The sequence below is a fragment of the Streptomyces sp. NBC_01288 genome, from assembly GCF_035982055.1.
Classification (GTDB): domain Bacteria; phylum Actinomycetota; class Actinomycetes; order Streptomycetales; family Streptomycetaceae; genus Streptomyces.
Map to the genome: position 1 here is coordinate 1,721,644 of NZ_CP108427.1, position 18,952 is coordinate 1,740,595.

At 69.9% G+C, this 18,952-nt stretch carries 13 protein-coding genes; 3 read left to right on the forward strand and 10 right to left on the reverse strand.

Annotated elements, in window-relative coordinates:
• Positions 1–133: 133 nt before the first annotated feature.
• From OG194_RS07625 to OG194_RS07635, 3 genes are read right to left on the reverse strand one after another with little or no spacing between them, the layout of a single operon-like run.
• Complete coding sequence (locus OG194_RS07625; protein ID WP_327400087.1) at positions 134–1,516, reverse strand: MATE family efflux transporter; 1,383 nt, start codon at positions 1,514–1,516, stop codon at positions 134–136.
• A 50-nt stretch (positions 1,517–1,566) separates the two neighbouring features.
• A complete protein-coding gene (locus tag OG194_RS07630) occupies positions 1,567–2,547 on the reverse strand; it encodes a dipeptidase (protein ID WP_327400088.1) in 981 nt (326 codons plus the stop codon).
• A 25-nt stretch (positions 2,548–2,572) separates the two neighbouring features.
• Positions 2,573–3,583, reverse strand: coding sequence for a LacI family DNA-binding transcriptional regulator (locus tag OG194_RS07635; RefSeq protein ID WP_327400089.1), 1,011 nt, complete (start codon positions 3,581–3,583; stop codon positions 2,573–2,575).
• Positions 3,584–3,720: 137 nt separating this feature from the next.
• On the opposite strand from OG194_RS07635, the gene OG194_RS07640 reads away from it, so the two are divergent.
• Positions 3,721–4,875: a Gfo/Idh/MocA family protein gene (locus OG194_RS07640; RefSeq protein WP_327400090.1), complete on the forward strand. Its 1,155-nt coding sequence runs from the start codon at positions 3,721–3,723 to the stop codon at positions 4,873–4,875.
• A 142-nt stretch (positions 4,876–5,017) separates the two neighbouring features.
• Positions 5,018–7,339: a helix-turn-helix transcriptional regulator gene (locus tag OG194_RS07645; protein ID WP_327400091.1), complete on the forward strand. Its 2,322-nt coding sequence runs from the start codon at positions 5,018–5,020 to the stop codon at positions 7,337–7,339.
• 270 nt (positions 7,340–7,609) lie between these two features.
• Here the strand turns inward: OG194_RS07645 and OG194_RS07650 are convergent, their stop codons facing one another.
• The 6 genes from OG194_RS07650 to OG194_RS07675 all read right to left on the reverse strand — a co-directional run bounded on the left by OG194_RS07650 (position 7,610) and on the right by OG194_RS07675 (position 14,606).
• A complete protein-coding gene (locus tag OG194_RS07650) occupies positions 7,610–8,533 on the reverse strand; it encodes a trypsin-like serine peptidase (RefSeq protein WP_327400092.1) in 924 nt (307 codons plus the stop codon).
• 59 nt (positions 8,534–8,592) lie between these two features.
• Positions 8,593–9,030, reverse strand: a complete 438-nt coding sequence (locus tag OG194_RS07655) for a hypothetical protein (protein WP_327400093.1) — start codon at positions 9,028–9,030, stop codon at positions 8,593–8,595.
• A gap of 46 nt (positions 9,031–9,076) precedes the next feature.
• Entirely contained in the window at positions 9,077–9,790 is a 714-nt protein-coding gene (locus OG194_RS07660) for a DUF4232 domain-containing protein (protein WP_327400094.1), read from the reverse strand.
• Positions 9,791–10,030: 240 nt separating this feature from the next.
• Complete coding sequence (locus OG194_RS07665) at positions 10,031–10,918, reverse strand: glycoside hydrolase family 19 protein (RefSeq protein ID WP_327400095.1); 888 nt, start codon at positions 10,916–10,918, stop codon at positions 10,031–10,033.
• Positions 10,919–11,144: 226 nt separating this feature from the next.
• Positions 11,145–13,568 (reverse strand): penicillin acylase family protein, encoded by a 2,424-nt coding sequence (locus tag OG194_RS07670; RefSeq protein ID WP_327400096.1) that lies wholly within the window; start codon positions 13,566–13,568, stop codon positions 11,145–11,147.
• 123 nt (positions 13,569–13,691) lie between these two features.
• On the reverse strand, positions 13,692–14,606 hold the full coding sequence (locus tag OG194_RS07675; protein ID WP_327400097.1) for an SGNH/GDSL hydrolase family protein: 915 nt from the start codon (positions 14,604–14,606) through the stop codon (positions 13,692–13,694).
• A 176-nt stretch (positions 14,607–14,782) separates the two neighbouring features.
• Here OG194_RS07675 and OG194_RS07680 point away from each other — a divergent pair, with 176 nt between their 5' ends.
• Entirely contained in the window at positions 14,783–15,034 is a 252-nt protein-coding gene (locus tag OG194_RS07680; protein ID WP_327400098.1) for a Smr/MutS family protein, read from the forward strand.
• Between the two features lie 74 nt (positions 15,035–15,108).
• Here the strand turns inward: OG194_RS07680 and OG194_RS07685 are convergent, their stop codons facing one another.
• Positions 15,109–18,390, reverse strand: a complete 3,282-nt coding sequence (locus tag OG194_RS07685) for a lectin (protein ID WP_327400099.1) — start codon at positions 18,388–18,390, stop codon at positions 15,109–15,111.
• Between the last annotated feature and the right edge of the window lie 562 nt (positions 18,391–18,952).

Consider the following 18,952-nt stretch of genomic DNA (forward strand, 5'->3'; position numbering starts at 1 on the left):
CGACACCCGGGTCCCGCACACCGTCGATACGCCCCGGGCCAAGGATGTTCAGCGACTGTTCACCGACTTGGACCGGTCCCTACGACCGTTGCGGGCGCGCCCAGTTGACGACCGGAGGGGCTTCGGCAACTGCTCAACGCCTCCGACCGGGTTCGTGGGCCGCGCCCGCGCCGGTGTTCGCGCCTCGCACGCCCGCCGGGACGGCCGCGCCGACGATCCGCCCGCTGTGCCGCCGGAAGGAGACGAACTTGGTCACGGCCTGGAGGAGGTTCGCGCAGGCCAGCGCGGTCCACAGCCCGACCAGCCCCGCCGTGTCGGCGACCGGCACGGCCAGGGCCGCGAGCACGCCGAACCACACCACCGTGGACACCAGGCTCGGCACGGTGCGCTTGAGCCCCACGAGCCCGAAGCCCGCCACGGCCTGGAGGGCATCGGTGACAACCACCGCAAGCACCAGCGGCAACAGCCGTACGACCTGATCCGCCAGCCCCTGGTCCTTGGTGAACAGGCCGATCACCGGGTCCCGCAGCACGACCAGTACGGCCCCGAGGGCGACGACCGCGCACAGGGCGACCCCGATCCCGGCGTCCACACTGCGCCGGATGCGCGCGAGGTCGCGATCCTCGGCGTATCCGGCGATCAGCGGCACCGTGGCCTGCCCGACCGCCACGGCGGCGGTGAAGACGACGTTCACCAGGGACTCGGAGACGCTGTGCACGGCGGCGCTGTCGGTGCCGATCCGGGCGGCGGCGAAGGTCAGCACGCCCAGCACGGAGAACTTCACCAGCACGGTCGCACCGAGCGGTACGCCGACCCGGGCCAGCCGCAGCACCTCGCGCGGATCGGGCCTGCCGGGCCGGATCGGCCGCCCGGCGAGCACGGTCCGCCGACGCAGCGCGTACTGGTTGAGCCCGGCCCCGACCGCGCTGGAGCCGAGCATGGCCACCCCGGCCCCCGCCAGCCCGAAACTGGGCAGCGCCCCCGGTCCCCCGACCAACACCACCGACAACACCACGGACACGCCTGTCCCCACGAGCCCGGACCGCATAACCTGCGCCGACCGCCCGAGCGCGACCAGCACGGACGAGGCCGAGGAGTTGACGGCGATCAGCAGCACGCTGCCGGCCAACATCCAGGGAAACAGACCCAGTTGATCGAGCACGGCCCCCGGCACCCCGAACACCCCACCGAGCAACGGCACAGCGGCCACCGCCGCCGCACACACCCCGCCCACGGCGAACGCCAGCCACATACCGCTCCGCACCAGCGGCAACAGCCCGTCCGGGTCCTCGCGATGGCGCGCGACGAACGGCATCACCCCACGCAACGCCCCCGCCACGGTGGCGGTAGCCGGGCTGAACACGGCGATCGTCACGGCGAAAGCGGCCAATGAGACGGTGGCGTGCCGCCCCAGAAGCGCCGTATCGACAAGCGACCCGGCCGACGCGGCGAGGGTGCTCACGTACAGCGGCGCAGCGGCTCTGGCGATGGTCATGAAGGCGGTGCGTTCACTCACGCTCACCCATCCTGCCAGTCAACTGACCTGCACCGCATACGAGTTACGTACTACCGCCACACCGCCTCGGCGACCCTTCGGAAGTTGCCGCCGAGGATCGCGGCGACGGCGTCGTCGGGATACCCCCGGGCGAGCAGCGCGCCCTCGACGGTCAACAGGCCCTCCGGGGGCATGAAGTCGATCGGGCCCCAGCGGGTGTAGCAGTCGGGGAAGAGTTCCGGGCTCTGTTCGAGCATCGCGTTGAAGTCCCCCGCGTCGAACGGGTAGTCGGTGGACACGCCGACGTGTTCCGGGCCGACGAGGTCGACGGCGTGGTCGATGTGGCGTACGAGGGCGTCGACGGAGGCGTCGTTGGGGCCGAGGAAGATGCCGACTCCGGTGATGCCGACCACCCCGCCCGTCGCCGCGCACTCCCTGGCCTGCTCGTCGGTGATGTTGCGCGGGTGGTCCCACACCGCGCGCATGCACGAGTGGCTGTAGACGACGGGCAGTTGGGAGACCTCGCACAGGTCGAGACCGGTACGGGCACCGCAGTGCGAGCCGTCCGCGACCATACCGACGGCGTTCAACTCCCGTACCAGCGCCCGGCCGTAGGCCGTGAGTCCCTCGTCGACCTCGTCGAGGCAACCGCCGCCGGCCGCGTTGCGGGTGTTGTAGCTCGGCAGCACCGTGCGCACGCCCAGGTCGTAGAAGTGGCGAACCCGGTCCAACTCCCCTTCCAGGGGCGCGGAGTCCTCCAGGTCGAAGGCGACCGCCACCTCACCCGCGCGCCCGGCGGCGTCGATGTCGTCGACGCTCGCGACGAGCCGCAGCCGGTCGTCGGCGGCGATCCGCTGCCGCCAGCTCGTGAGGAGACCGGTGACGTCGTCGGTGCCGTGGGGCGCGTAGCCCACGTTCACCGAGACGAAGCTGCCGCCCGGCCTGCGGTAGCGGGCGAGTTCGCCGACGTCGGCGTGTTTCTCCAGTGCCAGACAGCAGTGCTGTTCCCAGAGCAGAGGCGGGCGGCGCGTTTCCACGCTTTCGTTCGACACCGTATGGATCATGCCCGCGCCGGAGTTACTCCGTCGAGGGCGGCGGGCCCGTACTCCCCCGCACCTCGATCTTCGGCTCCGACAGCACCGTCTCCGGCATCCGCCTCGGATCCCGCATCCGCTGGACGAGAAGCTGCGCGGCGCGGCGGCCGATGTCGTGGCTGCCGTTGTCGACGGTGGTGAGCCAGAGGTGTCGTAGGCGTGCGAGGTACGTGTTGTCGTAGCCGACGAGGGAGAGGTCCCGAGGCACCTGGAGGTCCAGTTCCTCGGCCGCCGAGAGCGCGCCGACGCACGCGATGTCGTTGAAGGCGAAGACCGCCGTGGGGCGTTCCGGAGCCGTGAGCAGGCGGACCATCGCGCGGTAGCCGCCCTCCTCCGTGTGGTCGCCCTGTTCGACCGTCGCGAGGTCGGTCAGGCCGTGGTCGTGCATGACCTCTTCGAAGGAGATGCGGCGGAGTGCGCCCGCGACGCCCTGGCCGGCGATGTGGGCGATACGGCGGTGCCCCAGGCCGATGAGGTGTTCGGTGGCCAGGGCGGCGCCGTACGAGTCGTCGCCGGCGACGACGTCGACGTGGGGCAGGACCGGTTCAATGGCGCCCGCGACCACCGTGGGGATGCGGGTCGCGGCGGCGGCGAGGAGTTCGTCGGAGCCGGGGAGGGTGCCCACCGCGACCAAGCCGTCGACGCGGAGTTCCGTGAAGATGCGGGTGAGGTCCTCGCCGAGGTGACGGTTCAGGCGGCCGTCGGCCAGCATCATGTGCAGGCCGTTCTCGTGCAGGCGGGAGCCCAGGCCGTCGAGGAGTTCCACGAACCAAGGGTTACGCAGGTCGTTCAGCAGGACGCCGATCGAGCGGGTGCGGCGTTCGCTGAGGCTGCGGGCGGCGGCGTTCGGGCGGTAGCCGAGTTCCTCCACGGCGGTCAGCACGGCCTGCCGTTTCTCCGGTCGGACCTGCTCGGAGCCGCGCAGCACCAGGGAGACCAGGGATTTCGACACACCGGCCCGCTCGGCGACGTCACGGATGGTCGGAGCGCTCATGGCTGGACCGTTCCATGCGGTCGCGCCCCCTGTCAAAGGCGCGGACACTCGGTGTTGACGTGCATGTATTGACATCAGGATGAATGGGTTCCACTGTGGCGGAGACAGTTTATGGACCGGTCCAAAGAAGGGCAGTCATGGTGACCTCGCTCGGTGTTGCCGTCGTGGGCTTCGGATGGATGGGGCGGGTGCACACCCAGGCGTACGCCCGTGTCCCGCACCACTTTCCGCAGCTGACGGTGCGGCCGCAGCTCGTGACGGTCGCCGAGGAGGTGCCCGGGCGGGCCGAGCAGGCCGCCGAGCAGTTCGGCTTCGCCTCCACCACCCGCGACTGGCGCGAGGTGGTCGACGACCCGCGCGTGCAGGCGGTGAGCATCACCGCGCCGAACTTCCTGCACCGCGAGATCGGCGTCGCGATGGCGGAGGCCGGCAAGCACATCTGGATCGAGAAGCCGGTGGGCCTCTCGACGGCGGACGCCTCCGCCGTGGCCGACGCGGTCTCCAAGTCCGGCGTCCAGGGCACGGTCGGCTTCAACTACCGCAACGCGCCCGCCGTGGAGGCCGCCCGCGACCTGATCGCGTCCGGCGAGCTGGGCACGGTCACCCATATCCGCGTCCGCCTCTTCAGCGACTACGCGGCCCACCCGGACGGCGCCCTGACCTGGCGCTACGAACTGGAGCGCGGCGGCCACGGCGTCCTGGGCGACCTCGCCTCGCACGGCGCGGACCTGGCCCGCCACCTCCTCGGCGACATCACGTCCCTCGCCGCCGACACCGCGATCTTCCTGCCCCAAAGGGCCCGCCCCACCGGCGCGACCGCGGGCCACGCCCTGGCCACCGGCGGCGAGTCGGGCCCGGTCGAGAACGAGGACTACGTCAACTGTCTGCTGCGGTTCGCCTCCGGCGCCCGGGGTGTCCTGGAGGCCTGCCGGGTCTCGGTGGGCGAGCAGAACAACTACGGCTTCGAGGTGCACGGCACCAAGGGCGCGGTGTTCTGGGACTTCCGCCGGATGAACGAACTGGCGGTCAGCCGCGGCACGACCTACCAGGACCAGCCCGTCACCACGGTGTATATCGGCCCGGGCGACGGCGAGTTCGGCGCGTTCCAGCCGGGCGCCGCGAACGCGATGGGCTACGACGACCTCAAGGTGATCGAGGCGTACCGCTTCCTGCGCTCCGTCGCCGAGGGCACTCCGTACGGCGCGACGCTCCCGGATGCCGTACGCAGCGCGGCAGTTGTGGACGCCATGGTGCGTTCCGTCGAGACCGGCAGCTGGGTGAGCCCGGCGTGAACGGCGCGCGCGTCGCCTGATCGGCGCGCCGCCGGGCGCCCGCGCGATCTCGCGCCCACCCGCCGGACTCGACTACCGTTCACGCTCGGGAGTCACTCGCCTACGCTGTGGTGACCGGTTGGCGGACGGGTATGGGGGCGGCATGGGATACGGCTTCGGACAGCGACGGGGCGGTCAACTCCCGGTGGAGTTGACCAGCTTCGTCGGACGCACCGAGGAACTCGGGATGCTGCACACCGAGTTGGCGCGGTCGCGGCTGGTCACGCTGGTCGGTCCGGGCGGGGTCGGCAAGAGCCGTACGGCACTGCGGGCGGCTCGCGCGGCCGCGGACCGGTTCGCCGACGGGGTGCGGCTGGTGGAGCTGTCGGCGCTGCACGACCCGGAGTTGGTGCCGCCGACGCTCGCGGGCGTCCTGGAACTGCCCGAGCAGTCCGGCATGACCCCGCTGGACGCCATCGTGGAACACCTGCGCGGGCGGCGGATGTTGATCGTCCTCGACACCTGCGAGCACCTGGTCGACGCGTGCGCGATGCTCTGCGACATCCTGCTTCGCGAGGCGCCGGGACTGAGCGTCCTCGCCACCAGCAGGCAGCCGCTCGACGTGCCCGGCGAGCGCTGTCTGCCGATCGCCCCGCTGGCCCGCGCCGACGCCGTCGACCTGTTCGCGCAGCGCGCCGCGGCCGTCACCGGCGGCCCCCCGCTCGACGGCACCGACCGGGAGCACACCCTCGCCCTCGTCGACCGCCTCGACGGCATCCCCCTCGCCCTCGAACTCGCGGCCGTCCGCCTGCGGGCCGTCCCCCTGGCGGAACTCGTCGCCCGTCTGGACCGCCACTGCGAGGTCCTGACCGGCGGCCGGCGCACGGCACTCACCCGCCACCAGACCCTGCGCGCGGCCATCGACTGGTCCTACGACCTGTGCACACCCCAGGAACAACTCCTGTGGGCACGACTGTCGGTGTTCGCCGGTTCCTTCGAGCTGTCCGCCGCCGAGCGGGTGTGCGCGGGCGGCGACCTTGGTGGAACGGTCCAACTCGACGGCGAGCAGGTCGTCGAGGCACTGATCGGGCTCGTCGACAAGTCGGTCGTCCAGCGCATCGGCGAGGACGGCGGCCGCTACCGGCTCCTGGACACCATCCGCGAGTACGGCACCGCGCGCCTGGCCGCCACCGAGGACTCCGAGGCCGTACGGCAACGGCACTTCGCCCACTACGACGAACTCGTCGGCCGTTTTTGGAACGGTCTGATGGGCCGGGGCCAGGTCCAACTCCACCACGCCGTACGCGCGGAGATCGCCGACGTACGGGCCGCCCTGAAGTACGGCTGTGCCACGGAGGGACGGGCGACGGACGCGCTGTGGCTGGCGACGCGGCTCGGGGCGTACTGGCGGGCAGCGGGAACGCTCTCAGAGGGCCGGTACTGGATCGACAAGGGGCTCGGCCTCGTCCCGCAGGACTCCGCGACGCGGGCCTGGGGCCTGTTCATGACCGGGGTGTTCGGGATCTGGACGGCCGATCTGGAGACGGCGTTGGACCGGTTCCCACAAGCCCTCGACGTGGCGCGGCGCGTCGGCGAGAGCCGCGTGGAGCTGTTCAGCGAGGGCTACTTGGGCGCCCTGACGGTGCTCGGCGGAGCCGTGGAGGAGGGGGCGGCCGCACTCGAAACGGTCCGTCGGCGGATGATCGCGGCGGACGACGCGCTGGGCATCGGCGTCGTCCACTACGAAGGCGCCCTGCTGTACGCCGCGTTGGGCTACACGGACCGCGCGCTGGAGTGGTGCGAGACGGGCCTCACGTATCTGGAGGGCCGCGGCGAACGGCAGTTGTACGGTTCCACGCTCTCCGTCCAGGGCGTCATCCTCTGGCTCGTCGGCCGGCCCGAGGAGAGCGCGACGGCATTGCGCCGGGGCCTGGAGGCGGCGAGCGAGATCGGCGAGGTGCTCGTCGCGGCGCTCGCGTCCCTGGGCCTGGCCTGGCACGCCGCCGGACAGAAGCGATACGTCAGGGCCTGCTGGCTGATGGGTTACGCGGAGCACGCGCGACGGCTGGGCGGAGACCCGGTCGGCATGCTGCCCCGGCTGCTGGAGGAACAGGAGTCCCAACAGCGGGCGGTACGAACGGCGTTGGGCGCCGAACCGTACGAGCGCTGGCGGGCGGCGGGCGCTCGGATGTCGGGCCGCGAACTCCTGGACGCCGTACGCACGGACGCGGACGAACCGCCCGGCATCCCCGCGACCCGCCCCGCGACGCCGGACAACCGCCCCGCCGATCCCCTCACCCGCCGCGAACGCGAGGTCGCCGCGCTCGTCACCCAGGGCCTGTCCAACCGGGAGATCGCCGAACGGCTCGTCATCTCCAAACGCACCGTGGACGCCCATGTCGAGCACATCCTCGCCAAGTTGGGCATCACCTCACGTACCGAGATCCTGGCGGCGGCACAGCCCGAGGGCACCAAGTCGGCGTAGGTACCCGGTACCTACGTACCCCCTCCGAAGCCCCCGCCGACGACTACGTGCACCGATATCGCCACCGATCTCCTGGAGTTCGGGCCCCCCGCACCCGCCCGGCACCCCAAGCTGGTCCTACCGCCAGGGGAACGGGACGTGTCGGGGCCGGCAGTGTTGGTCAACCCCACGGCTGTCATGGCAAGGCATCCGGCACCGCACCTCCCCTGGCGGTATTCGCGTAGGGCTGCCCCTGTCGGCGGGGGCAGCCCTCCTCAACGGGCCCTGAGATCAGCCGCGTTCGGCCCGCCCGTACATCGTCTTGGCCGTGGCCCCGAGGATCTCGCCGTACATCTTGGTCGGCGTGAAGCCGTCCAGCGCACTGTTGACCGAGACGAGGGTGCCCTGCCCGGTGGTCTCCTTGAAGTCGGCCAGCCACGGTCCGCCGCTGGAGCCGCCGGTCATGTCGCAGGGGATCATCTGCTGGCCGTTCTCCTTCTTCTCCGTGCCCACACAGCGCAGGAGTTCCTCGCCGAGCTGCGGATGGGTGGCGGGGTAACCGAAGGACGAGATCTTCCCGCCGACGGCCCGGTTGAACGCGATAGGCGTCCCGCCGACAACGTCCGTGAGCCTACGACCGTTCTTGTCGGCGTCGACGACCATCGCGGCCACGTCGTTCGTACCCTCCTCCGCGAAGGCGCGCGGAGTCAGGACGGTGCGCACCGCGAAGGCGCCGTACGGCTGCTCGCCCTTGCTGTAGGCCGGTACGAACACCATCGACATGTTGGTGTTGACGGGCGAGGCGGACCGCCGGACGCAGTGCCCCGCGGTCATCACCACGGACCGGTTGGCGCTCTTCACGGCGGTGGCCGTGCACCAGGTGTCGGCCCCCGCGGCGTTGACCATGAACATCCGCCCCACGGTCTTCAGCTGTGGACCGGTCCACGTCTTGGTCTTCGGCCCGGTCGGCCCGAGATCCACCGACTTTCCTACGGCCCTGATCCGGGCCGGGGTCCAGTAGGCGAGGGCGTCCTTGCGTTCCTGGGCGGTGAACGAGAAGGAGGACACCGGGTCGGGGGCAGCGGCGGCGCGGCCGGAGACGGAGACGGCCGTGGCCGAGACGGGGACGGCGAGCGCGAGGGCCGTACCGGCCACGGTGAGCGCCGTGGTACGGCGGCGGAGAACTCGGCTCCCGGGAAGTGGGCTGTCGAACATGGGGCGATGTCTCCTCGACTGGTTCAAGCGGCTCCAGTGGCTGATGCGGCCCGGGTCGGCTACGCGCAATCCAAAAGAGGTAAATCCGGTGATCCGGGTTGCGCCGTCGGGTCGGATCCCGGTTGCGCCGTCGGGTCGGATCCCGGTTGCGTCGTCGGGTCGGCGGCCGTCTCGTGGAGGAAGGCGAGGAACTCCCCCACCGTGCAGTTCCAGAGCCGGCGTTCCACCAACGCGCTGTGTCGGCGGGCGAGTTCGCGGTCGTCGCCGTAGGCGAACCTGACAACGATCGGGCCTTCGCACGCGCGGATCTCTATGGCGCTCGGCTGTACCTCGTCGGCGGACCGCAGGCCGACCGCGATGCCGATGATCTCCCAGACCAGCACGCCCGCTCTCCTGAACGCGCCGTCGGACGAGGTGTGCCACACCACCTCGAAGTGCTCGTGCGCGGGCGCCCCGGGATCGGGCCGCCGGTTCACGTTGTTCGATGTACTGGGCACACCTACGTCCTTTCTGTGCGGCGGGTGACTTCGCTGCACGGGCTGCCTAGTTGAGGGCGTCCGAGGGGTTGGTCAGCCAGTAGGTGGTGGTCAGTGAGCTGTCGATGTACACACCCTTGCTGGGCAGCGCGACCTTGACGCCCGAGCCCACGAATTCGAGCGCGCGGTTCTGGAAGATCACCGAAAGCGTCTTCGCCGTGTAGCCGCCGGAGCCGCTGCCGTCGGCGGCGGAGAGGAGGACGCCGGCATAACCCGACTGTCCGGGGCGGAGCGTGGTGACCGCCTGCGGCTGCGTGTCCTCGTCGACCGGAGGCACGGCCTGGGCGTCCGTGAACCGCAGGGCCGGATAGCCGTACAGGTAGCAGGTCTTGGAGCCGGTGTTCTTGACCGTCAGCAGCAGGTGGTTCAGCGGACGGGACACGGTCTGCGCGGTGACCTTGGTGTTGGCGCCGGTGCAGGTGACGATGCTGGAGGTCGACCCCTTGGACCCGGTGGGCCCCTTGGCGGTGGTGCTGCCGCTGCCCGACTTCGAGGTCACGGACGCGTCCGTACCGGAGGCCGCGGTCTTGGTGTCCCCCGCGTCCCCCGCGTCCGCCTTGGGCGTCGCGGTCGAGGAGATGCCGTTGTCGGCGGCGACGGTCGGGGTGTTCTCGGCCGCCGAGTCCAGGTCGGTGCCGCAGGCGGTCAGTGCCAGTGAGGTGGCCGCTGCGAGGGTCGCGGTGAGGAGTGCCGTACGGCGGCGGAAGATGGCGTTGGACATGATCGGGTTCCCCCTGAGTGCGGTGCTGGAAGGCGAGCCACCGGGTTTTCGTGGTGGGTCTCGCTGCGAACAACCGCAGCTTGCGCGGCGATCCGTCCCAGCCGCCAGAACAGTCGGGGGAAACGGGAAGATGGAACACTCACACAGGGCCTGACCTGCGTGAACGTACCGTCCCTGGAACGCGTGGGTGGGACGGGCACCGACCGTTGGAACGGTCCAGCCGGTGCCCGTGCCGCACGGTCAGCAGTAGAGGTTGGCCCCGGTGCTGGTCCCGAGGATCGAGGTGAACCGCGTGTAGGCGTCCACGCGGCTCTGCACCTGGGCGGGGCTCTTGCCGTCGCACTCGATCGAGCCGTTGATGCTGCGGATGGTCTGGCCGAAACCGGCGCCGTTGACCATCGCGTTGTGCGGGGTCATGGAGCCGGGACCGCTCTGGGTGTTCCAGTACCAGAGCGCGGTCTTCCAGGCCACGGCCGAGTCGTTCTGCACCAGCCAGGGGTTGCCCAGCAGGTCGATGCCCAGCGCGTCCCCGGCCGCCTTGTAGTTGAAGTTCCAGCTGATCTGCAGCGGACCGCGCCCGTAGTAGGCGGCCTGGCCGGCCGGGCAGCCGTACGACTGGCTCCAGTCGCAGTACGTCGGGTAGTTGGCGGTGTTCTGCTCGACGATGTACACCAACCCGCCCGTCTCATGGCTGACGTTGGCGAGGAAGGCGGCGGCCTCCTGCTTCTTCGTGGTGTCGCTGCCGGTGTTCGCGAAGCCCGGGTAGGCGCTGAGGGCGGCGGTGAGACCGCTGTAGGTGTAGAAGGAGTTGCGGCTCGGGAACATCTGGTTGAACTGGGCCTCGCTCACCACGAAGTTGCCCACGGGCGTACCGGAGCCGTCGCAGGCGTACGGCTCCCAGAACCAGGTGCTGATGACCGGGTCGTAGCCCGGGTTGTCGTGCTCGGCGATGTACGCCTTGCCGTCGGTGTAGCGGACGATGTTGCCGGTGACGTACGACTTGCCGGCCACCCAGTTCGGATAGCTCGAACAGGAGGCGGCGGACGCGCCGGCGGCGGGAAGGACCACGGGCGTCAGGCTACCGAGGACGAGTGCGGTCAGTACTGCGGCGATGCGGCGTCTCGACACAGGGTTCAACTCCTCTGTGGAGCACGGCCGTACCCCGCCAAGGGCAGGGCGAAGCAGAGCCTTTGTGCGCACGGGCCGGTCGGACCGGTCACGGCGTGGGGGCGGCCGTGGTGGGGGATGGTGCCCCTCACTGAACCGCATTGGTATGTACCAGTCAAGGGTATAGACCAGTCAACCCCGCACCGCGGCGGCCGAGTTACGAGCGGCCGCGCTACGTCGGCCCCTGTCACCTGCGCAGAGTCGTCACCTCCAGAGCCGGGTCGCCGGCAATCTCCGCCGGGGTGGACCGTTCCATGACCCACTGCTTGCGCGAGAAGAGGCGGGTCTGGTCCGAGAAGTGGGGCGACGCCGGGTTCGCCGACTGGCCGTAGGCGAGGAGGGTGTGGGCGCGCGGACCGTCGGGGGTCAGTTCGACGGTCATCAGGAAGGTGGTGCCGAAAGCCCCGGCGGTCGGGGTGCCTGTGCCCGAGTCGGGGCTCGCCTCCATGACGTCGAAACAGCCCGCGTCGCAGCCGGGCAGCGGGATGCCGTCCCATTTCTGTACGGCGCCGAGCTCGACGTCGACCGGGAGGTCACGGGCCGCGAAGTCCTGGACGGCGTCGGCCAGGGCGCGCTGCACGCGCGGGTCCTCGCCGTTGAACCCCCTTGGCGTGGTGAGGGGTTGGGCGGGATCGTAGGGGACGCGGCGCCAGGTGTCGGGCGGGCCGCCGTCGAGGAGACGGTCGTAGAACGTGCTCCAGAGCACGATGCCCCGGCTGGTGGTGTCGGCGCGGGTGTCCCAGCGGGCGAGGGTCGTGCAGGCCTGCCGTACGTCGACCCGCGTGCCGTCCGTGGCCGTCAGGCTCGGGTGGGCGCTGCACATGCCGACGATGTCGTCGCGGCCCGTCTCGGCCGACAGGACGCGGTTGCCGAGCATCGCGTCGCGCAGGGTGCTCTCGGTGAAGCCCGGTGCGCCCAACCCGTCGGTGCCGTCCCGGCGTTGGGCGATCATGCGGAGTCCGAGCTGGGCCCGCCCGTCGAGGTGAGGATCGGTGTCGTACACACCGGGGAGACCGGTGATCGGCGCCTCCGGATTGACGTACTGGGGGCCGTTGTTGGAGTTGGCTACGTAGTCCGTGCGGCTCAACTTCGGCTGGTGCGAAGGGCCGTAGATACCGGGTACGAGTGCGTCGGGGTCACTCCCCCAGGCACAGGCCGACGTCGAACCGTCCAGGGCGGGCGGCCCCTCGTCGTTCGGGAGGGTGCAGTGGGCGAGTTGGGCGTCGGTGAGGTGCGGAACGGCCGAGGACTCGGTGAAGTACGTGTCCCCGCTCGTGTCGGCCGCGAGGGTGTAGGTCCAGGGGACACCCTGGAACTCGTCCTGGGCGGCGCGGAGTTGGCCGAGGTTCCGTGCCTTGGCCATCGCGAGCCAGGTGTTCATGGAGCGCAGGTTGCCGGCGTTGGCGTCACGGATCGCGTAGGCCGTCGTCGCGGTCCAGCCGGTGGACAGGATGGGCCCGAAGTGCGAGGAGTACAGGGTCCGTTCGACGGTCGAGAGGTCACCGTTCGCGTCCCGGACGGTGACGGGCACCGTACGGCGTTCCATCGGCACGGTCCTGCCGTCGAGCACGTAGCTGGTCGGGTCGCCGGGCGCGAGCTTCAGCGCGTAGACGGAGGCGTGTTGGGCGTCGCTCGCGGTGTGTGTCCAGGCGAGGGTTCTGTTGTGGCCGATCTCGACCAGGGGTGTGCCGTAGAGGACGGCACCCGATACGTCCAGGGTGCCGGGGATCGTCAACTGCACTTGATAGAGACGGAAGTAGCCGACAGCCCAGGGCAGGTGCGGGTTGGCGAGGACCATGGCATTGCCGGTGCGGGTGGCGTCGCGGCCGAGGGCCCAGCCGTTGCTGCCGACATCGGCGGAGGCGAGGGCCGGCACGGCGGGGATCTCGGCGGTTGCGCTGGAGGCCGCCGCGTCCTTGCCGTCGGCGGCGGTCGTCGCCGGAGGCTTCGCGTCGCCGATGTCCGGGACCAACGGCACTGTCGCGGTCACCCTGTTGACGTCGTAGACGACGCTCCACAGGTCGAGTGCGGTGATCGGGCGCACCCAGGGCTTGCCCTTGCACGTCGGGTCCGGCAGGTGGTCGACGCCGGTGTCGCGGAGGTATCGGTTGTACCCGGCGGCATATCCCTCGACCATCCGCCGCAGTTCCGTTGTCGGTCCCAACGGGGCTTTCTGGGCCAAGAGTTGACGGACGGTGCCCGCACGCCGCTGCCCGCTGTAGTAGGTGTCGCTCGCGAGGTTGGAGCCTTGGGCTTCGCCCTCACCGGGCCCTCCGTCGGACCCGAAGAACCGGGACCGCTCACCCCTCAACGTCACCACGTGGTCGGCGAGTTCACAGACGTTGTCCTGCGCGAACGCGTACCCGTATCCGTATCCGAGCCCGTCGAAGTCCTGGGCCAGGATGTGCGGGACGCCGTACTCGGTGCGGCTGATCCGGACCGTGTGACCGCCCTCGGCCACCGTCGTGCCACCCGGCCCCGTCACGGCGGACGAGGGCGTGGGCAGCAGCGCGACAGTGGCCGAGGTGAGACACAGGACGGCCGCGAGAGCAATCAACCTACCTGCCGAGGAACGTCCATGACACTTCGTCAGTTCTCTGGGTTCACCCATGGCCGCCACCTTGCAGGCAGGACCGAGGAAGCGTCATCGGGCCTCCGACGGATATCCGGGCGGCCTGTCAGTCTCGGGATGTACGCCTTGAGGCGCTGTCGTCCGTCCGGTGTCGTGTGTCGTCTACGGCTTGTAGATCTGCCGCAGGGTGGCGATGGCCACGGCGAACTGGCCGGACTCATTGGGGTGCGCGGCTGCGGTGCTGGCAGCTGGGGTGAGCGACTCGACCCATCGTTCCTCACGCGGCCGGCACATGTCGTGGCCCACCGTCGCCGTATAGGTGTCCGCGTAGGACGCGTGCACACCCTCGGCCGTCGCCTGGCGTCGCAGCGCCGCGTTGGCCTGCTTCGTGGTGTCCCGCAGATAGGCGAAGTCCCCCTTGGCAAAGGGGACTTCGGCGCAGCCGACGCCGTTGTCGGGGAAGAGCGCCGGGTAACCGACGACGATCACCTTGGCGTGCGGACTGCGTCGCCTGATGTCGGCGAGCACATCGTGGACGCGCCCCTCCATGGTGGCGACGCGGTCGGCCAGTACGTCCTTGCCGTCCGCCGTGAAGTACTGCTTGCAGGGGGTGCCCTCGCGGTCCGTCGCGGCGACGCGGGCGCAGGTGGCGAGCACACTGCTGAAGCCGACGTCGTTGCCGCCCATGGTCAGGGTGACGAGTCTCGTGCGCGGAGTGAGTACGTCCGCTTGGGGCGCCTTACTGCCTTTGGGATTCCAGTAGTTGTTCGTGGTGGCGCCGCTGCACGTGACGTCGTCGAATGTGTGGTCAAGGCCCACCTTCGAGGCGAGCCGGGAGATCAGACTGGGGTAGCTGCCGGTCGTACGGTCGCATTCCTTGTCCTTCACACCGGCCAGGCCGGCCCCGGAGGCGTAGGAGTCGCCGAGCGCCACATAGGCGGGCCCGTCGGTGGAGGTGGAGGTGGCCGCCGCGGTCGGCGCGCTCAGCGTGAGGACGACGGCCGAGGCGGCCAGGACTCCGGCGGCGGCGCGGCGCGTCCTGGACTGCCTGCCCGGAGAACTGTTCGATCCGATCAATCCGAAAGGGGACACAACGCCTCTTCGTTCTCGGGGAATTGGACAGGCGCCGGCCGGTGCCGCGGAAGAGCTGTCGCTCTTTCGATGTGATCGAGCCTAGGGTCGGGGCGAGGCTCCGTCCTCGCGCTACGGGACGACCGCCTCGTAGAACCAAAGTTGGAGAACACCCGGAGGCGATGGCCCTGATCACCCTGGATCTGCACCCCTACTTCCGCAGCGATCGCGACATCGACACGGCCCTGCGGCAGACCCTCTTCAAGGCCGCCGCGACCGGGGTCGACACCATTCAGATCATCCCGGGCAAGGGCACGGGCCAGCTGAAGAAGCGGGTGCTGGCCGTGCTGGCGCAGAAGCACATCAAGAGGCTCTACGCCCGCGTGGAACAGGACCCGACCAACGCGGGCCGGATCCTGGTCCACCTTCGCTAACTAGCCCTCGACTATTGGCTGTTGGCTGTTGGCTGTTGACTGTTGGCTATTGGCTGTTGGCTGTTGGCTATTTGTTACTGGCCGAAGCCGTACGAGAACAAGTGGTCCGTGCCCGTCGAACCCGTTACCGGCAGCGTGATCGACGCGACCTGCTTGGACGGGTCCAACGAGACCTTCGCGGCGAAGACGTAGGACTTCACGCTGTCCCGGCCCCCGCTCCCGGTGTTCCGGTAGGCCGTCGTGGCGGCGGTCGTGTCGCCCGGAAGCGGCTTGCTGGAACCGCCGTTGAGGGTCCAGTCCGGGAAGGCGACCGTCCCCTGGGAGGTGGTGCCGTCGGTGTAGGTGACGGTCACCGTGCCCGAGACGCCGCTGCCGTCGGTCGGCGCGTTGGTCGCCGTGCCGAGCAGTCCCAGCGACGCACCCGAGGTGCCGGTCGGCATCGAGATGGTCTGGCCGGCCATCTCCAGGTTGTCCAGCTGACCCGAAGTCACCGTCGGCCAGGTGTAGTTGACGCCGTCGACCGTGAGCGGCGAGCCGCTCGTGACGCCGGCGGCCGCCAGCGCGTTCTGCGAGAAGGCCCAACCCCCGCCGTCGAAGCCGCCCGAGAAGGTGGCGCCGTCGGGATAGATGCCCTCGTTGGTGTTGTACGGCCACAGCGCGCCGGCCTTGGCCACGGCCACCCGGAGGGTCGCCCCGGCCGGCGTCGCACCGGAGGTGTGGTCGGTCAGCGCGAACGTGACCGGGAACAGGCCTTCGTCCGCGCCTGCCGTCACCTTGACCTTCGCCTCGGCGCTGCCCGCCGCGGGCACCGTCAGCGTTCCGGACGCCGGGGCCGGCGTGACGCCGGAGGGAGCCGTCGCCTTCCAGTCGACCGTGACGGCCGTGCTGCCGAGGTTGGTCAGGTCGAGCGTGCCGTCACCGGCCGAACCCGGCTGGAGCACAAGGCCGTTGGAGGGACCGGTCGCGGCCAGCACCCGGCCGCCGCCCGTGGTGTCCGACGGCGGCGCCGCCGAAGGGCCGGACGCCCAGGCCGTGTTGGGCTGTGTGCCGAGCGTGAAGTCGAGCGTGCCCGCGCCCTGGAACTTCTGGTAGGTCAGCCAAGAGGTGTTCCACGCCTTGCCGTTGACGCCGAGCGACTGCACGTACGGCGCGTCGGGCGCGGCCTGCGGGGCGTTGATCCGCACCGTCTTTCCGCTGCCGAAGGTCACCTTGGCCGCCGGGAACGCCGGGCTGCCGAGCGCCAGGGTGTCCGTGCCCGGGGTCTCCGGGTACATGCCGAGCTCGGACCAGACGTACCAGGAACTCATCGCGCCGAGGTCGTCGTTGCCGAACGAGCCGACCGGGGCGTTGAAGTACAGCTTCTGCTGCGCCTCACGGACGGCAGCCTGTGTCTTCCAGGGCTGGCCGGTGTAGTCGTACTCCCAGGGGATCTCGACGCTGGGCTCGTTGCTGAGGTCGGCGTCGGTGTTGCCGGGGGCGGTGATGTCGTCGAGCAGGCTGTCCAGGTAGGACGAGTACGCCTTGGTGCCGCCGCGGGCCTGGATGAGCTGTTGCAGGTTGAACGGGACCATCGGCGTGTACTGCGCGGAGGTGCCCTCGACGAAGCCGTTGGAGGTGCCGGGGGTGAAACCGCCCGCGAACTGGCCGTCCTTGTTCTTGCCCTGCATGTAACCGGTCTGCGGGTTGAAGACGTTCATCCAGTCCTGGGCGCGGGTGGCGAACTTCTCGTAGACGGACGTCTTGCCCAGCGACTTCGCGAAGGCGGCGATGGCGTAGTCGGCGGAGTCGTACTCCAGTTGGGTGGAGACGGGGCCGTAGAAGTTGCAGCAGCCGTAGTCGTTCTCGTCCAGCGGGAGGTAGCCCTTCGCGTCCCGTACGGACTCGCCGGGGCGGTCGTTGTTGGGGACGGTGGCCTCGTGCTGGAGGGCCGCGAGGGCCTTGGCCGTGTCGAAGCCGGTCGCGCCGAAGGCGTACGCGTCGGCGATGATGCCGGCGGCCGGGTCGCCGACCATCACATAGCTCTCGCCGTTGTTCGAGGCCCACTTGGGCAACAGGCCTGTCTGGTCATAGCCGTTGAGCATCGAGGTGACGACGTCGGCGGTGACCTTGGGTTCGACCATCGCCATCAGCTGGGTCTGGGAGCGATAGGTGTCCCAGCCCGAGTAGTTGGCGTACTGGGCCTGCTGCCCCTTGGCCAGTGTGTGGACCTGGTTGTCCATGCCCATGTACTGGCCGTTGTCGTCGGAGAAGACGTTGGGGTGCAGCAGCGCGTGGTAGAGCGCGGTGTAGAACTGCGTCTGCTGGTCGGCCGATCCGCCGCCCACCTGGATCTTGTTCAGTACGGTGTTCCAGGCGTCGTGGTTGGACCGTTCCACGGCGCCGACGTTCCAGTTCTTGATCTCGGTGGCGAGGTTGTTCGCGGCGCCCGCGTCACTCGTGTACGAGACGCCGACCTTCGCGCTCACCGTGGGGTTCGCGGCGGTGTCGAAGGTGAGGTACATGCCGTTCGCGCCGGTCGTGGGCGGCTCGGCGGCTTTGGCTTTGGCTTTGGCTTTTGGACCGGTCCCGTGAACGGTGGGGGCGGGCTTCGCCGGGACGATGAAGTGCTTCTCCTTCAGCGGCGCCGACTCGGTTGCCTGCGGGGCGAGTTGGGCCTTGCCGGCCTTCAGCGACTTGGCGTCGGGGTTGATGGTGCTGCCGGCCCAGGTACCGCTCGCGGTGAACGGCTGGTCGAACTTGATGTCGAAATGCAGCGTGTACCTGTTGCTCGCGCCGCAGAAGTGACCGCTGTCGATCGCGCCGCTGATCTCCTTGTTGTTGATCACCTGGACGCGGGTCCCGTCCACCTGTGTGGCGCCGCCGCTCAACTTGAAGAGCAGGTTGGCCTGTTGACCCGTCGGGAAGGTGAAGGTGCCGAGACCGGCGCGGGTGGTGTCGGCCAGCTCGGTCCTGACGCCGTTCGCGTCGGTGACCTTGTAGCGTCCGATGCCGGCCTGCTCGTCGGCGTGGCTGAAGCCGACGGACGCACTGCCGAGGTCACCCGACAGCGAACCGGTCACCGGCAGGACCGGCAGGTCGCCCGCGACGGAACAGCCGGGTCCCGAGACGTGGGTGAGGCTGAAGCCGGAGAGTTTGTTGTCGTTGTACTCGTAGCCGCCGCCCTCGGGACGGTTGGGCGTGGTGTCGGGACCCCACTGCACCATGCCGGCCGGCATGTCGGGACCGGGGAACGTGTCCACCGCACCGGACGTGCCGATGAGCGGATTGACGAGGGACGCGGGGTCCGTCACGAGCGCGGGCGTCGCGGTGCTCGCGGCCTGGGCGTTGCCGATCGCCGTGAGCGGCAGGGCGGTCATGCCCAACACGCAGGCCACGGCGAGGCGTTGACGGAATCTGTTGCGGTCACGTGGCACGGCTGAACGTCGGGGTCTCACCATCGGTCGCCTCCGCAGCGGTTCGTGCTTCGCAGATCAGGTGACGGCGCACCGGAGAACACCGGAACGCCGGCGACAGGCAACAGTTCCTGGTCGCTCCCACGGCCTGACAACGTTGCCAATGCACGAGTGACGAGTGAAACGCGTGTGTTGATGGTGTGTCAACGAGGCGAGCGGGAGTTTCTGGGGGCGGAGTTCTCGGGCAGGAGGGGGTGCGCCAGGGTCCGAAATCATGGGTGCGCGTGACGCCGATGACCTGAGTGCAGGGGGCTGCGGACGGGCCCGGCGAGGGGCTCGCGTCTCGGTGGACCCGCCGAACCTGGCTGGTCCGGCGTATGGGGCGGGCCCGGTGACTCCGAACCCGGTCGGCACTTCGGCGCGAGTCCGGGCTGTCGCGGCCGTAGACCCGCACCACCCCTCCGGGAGACCGGAGGGGAGCCGAAACGACCGAGCCGCCCGGGCTGAACCGCCGGAGTCTTTGCGG